General features: G+C 70.2%; 2 protein-coding genes. Both read left to right on the top strand.

Annotated elements, in window-relative coordinates:
• Positions 1-654, top strand: a 654-nt coding sequence (locus AB0G02_RS36640; protein ID WP_360804016.1) for a DUF3103 family protein, incomplete at its 5' end; no start/stop codon positions are given.
• A gap of 151 nt (positions 655-805) precedes the next feature.
• On the top strand, positions 806-2,092 hold the full coding sequence (locus AB0G02_RS36645; RefSeq protein WP_360804019.1) for a M14 family zinc carboxypeptidase: 1,287 nt from the start codon (positions 806-808) through the stop codon (positions 2,090-2,092).
• The last annotated feature ends 17 nt before the right edge of the window (positions 2,093-2,109 follow it).

The following is a 2,109-nucleotide window of genomic DNA, read 5'->3' on the forward strand; positions in this document are numbered from 1 at the left end:
GACCGCGCGGGTCGGCGGGTGGCGCTCGCCGCCGACCGGGTGCCGGCCCGCCCGGTGTACCTGGTGGAGGTCGACACCGCGGTCGCGCTGGCCAAGGGCACCGAGGTGCTGCGCTCGGCCCTGGCGGGTCGCGGCCTGTCCTCCGCCGTCACGGCCGCTTCGGGTGGTTACTGGGCCACCCAGCTCACGTCGATCCGCCTGGACGACGACAAGGAGCCGTGGCACAAGGGTGACGCGGAGATCTTCACCATCACCGCCGGGTTCGGCCTGGACGGCAAGGTCAAGGTCGACACCGTCCAGCTCCCGTACCTCGATGACGACGGCAAGACCTACTACCCGAACCAGCTGCTGGTCCACTTCTCCGACTACAAGTACAACCTCGCCGACATCGTCATGATGGAGGAGGACGGCGGCACCAACTACCGCGACCTCGCCCTCGCGCTCACCCAGGCGCTGCTGACCATCGTCGACGGCGGCGCCTACATCCCGCTGGTCAACGCGATCCTCAACGCCCTGCCGGACGGCTGGTGGACCGACGACCCCGACTACGTCGACTCCTGGTACACCCTGTCGACCACGACCAGCGGCACCCTCCGCGGAGCGGCGGGCAACGGCACGATGACCGTCACCCCGTACTGGGTCGCGCCGCTGTAGGGCCATCCGCCCGACGCCGTCGGTGACGGTCCGGGGCCGGGTGACCACCGTTCGTAGGTTCTGGTGGGCCGCGGAGGTGCTCCATACTCACCTTCGGCGCGGCGGCCCATCGTCACCCTGCCCCGGCCGCCGGCTGGTCTGGAGGTCTTCGATGAAGGTCCGGATAGCTCTTGTCACGGCGGCGCTGCTACTCCTCGGGACCAACGCGTCGGCGGCCCAACCGCCGGACACCACCCCGTACTACTGGCAGGTCCCAGGGGCGGGTGAACGCGTGCTGCGGGCGGCGGGGTTCGACGTCGAGCACGGCGCCGACGGCGCCGTGCAGGTGGTCGGTGACCAGCGGGTGGCCGACCGGCTGGTCGCCCTCGGCTACCGGCCGAGCAGGTTCGACGCGGTGTACAAGCCGGTGTCGGCCGGCCGGACCGCGGACGTCGGCACCCAGACGTTCTACGGCGGCTACCGGACGGTGGCCGAGCACGAGAAGCACCTGACCGACGTGGCCGCGGCCTACCCGGCGTTGACGCAGGTGTACGACATCGGTGACAGCTGGCGCAAGGCGCAGGGCCTGGGCGGGCACGACATCAGGGCCATCTGCATCACGAAGAAGCAGGCCGGCGACTGCGCGCTGAGCCCGGCCTCCGCCAAGCCGCGGTTCGCGCTGATCGCGCAGATCCACGCGCGCGAGCTGGCCACGGGCGAGCTCGCGTGGCGGTGGATCGACCACGTCACCCAGGGGTACGGCACGGACGCCGAGGTGACGTCCATCCTGGACACCACGGAGCTGTGGGTGGTGCCGATCGTCAACCCCGACGGCGTGGACATCGTCGCCTCCGGCGGCAACCAGCCGTTGTTGCAGCGCAAGAACGCGAACAACACGGGCGCGTCGTGCTCGGCGCCGAGCTACGGCGTGGACCTGAACCGCAACTCGACGTTCAAGTGGGGCGGGGCGGGCACCAGCAGGTGCGGCGAGACCTACCAGGGCACGGCGGCCGGTTCGGAGCCGGAGACCAGGGCGGTCGAGGCGTGGTTCAAGCAGCTGTTCCCCGACCAGCGGGGACCGGGTGACACCGAGCCCGCGCCGGTGACCACCAAGGGTGTGATGATCACGGTCCACAGCTACGGCAACCTGATCATGCCACCGTGGGGCTGGACCTGGAACGCGAACCCGAACGCGACGCAGCTGGCGGCGCTGGGCAGGAAGATGGCGGCGTTCAACGGGTACGCGGTGCGGGCCGAGGGAGACACGACCGGGACGACCGACGACTTCACCTACGGCAACCTCGGCATCGCGAGCTACACGTTCGAGGTCGGTTCCGGCAGCGGCAGCTGCGGCGGGTTCTTCCCGCAGTACTCCTGCGTGGACAGCCTGTTCTGGCCGAAGAACAAGGGCGCGTTCCTGACGGCGGCGAAAGCGGCGAAGGCCCCGTACGCGAGTTGACCTCACGTCCGATCCGC

Source organism: Actinosynnema sp. NPDC023658, from assembly GCF_040639995.1.
In the GTDB taxonomy this organism is placed as follows: Bacteria; Actinomycetota; Actinomycetes; order Mycobacteriales; family Pseudonocardiaceae; genus Actinosynnema.

Coding starts and splice junctions, on each gene's coding strand:
- AB0G02_RS36645 (WP_360804019.1), top strand. CDS start 806: ATGAAGGTCCGGATAGCTCTTGTCACGGCGGCGCTGCTACTCCTCGGG.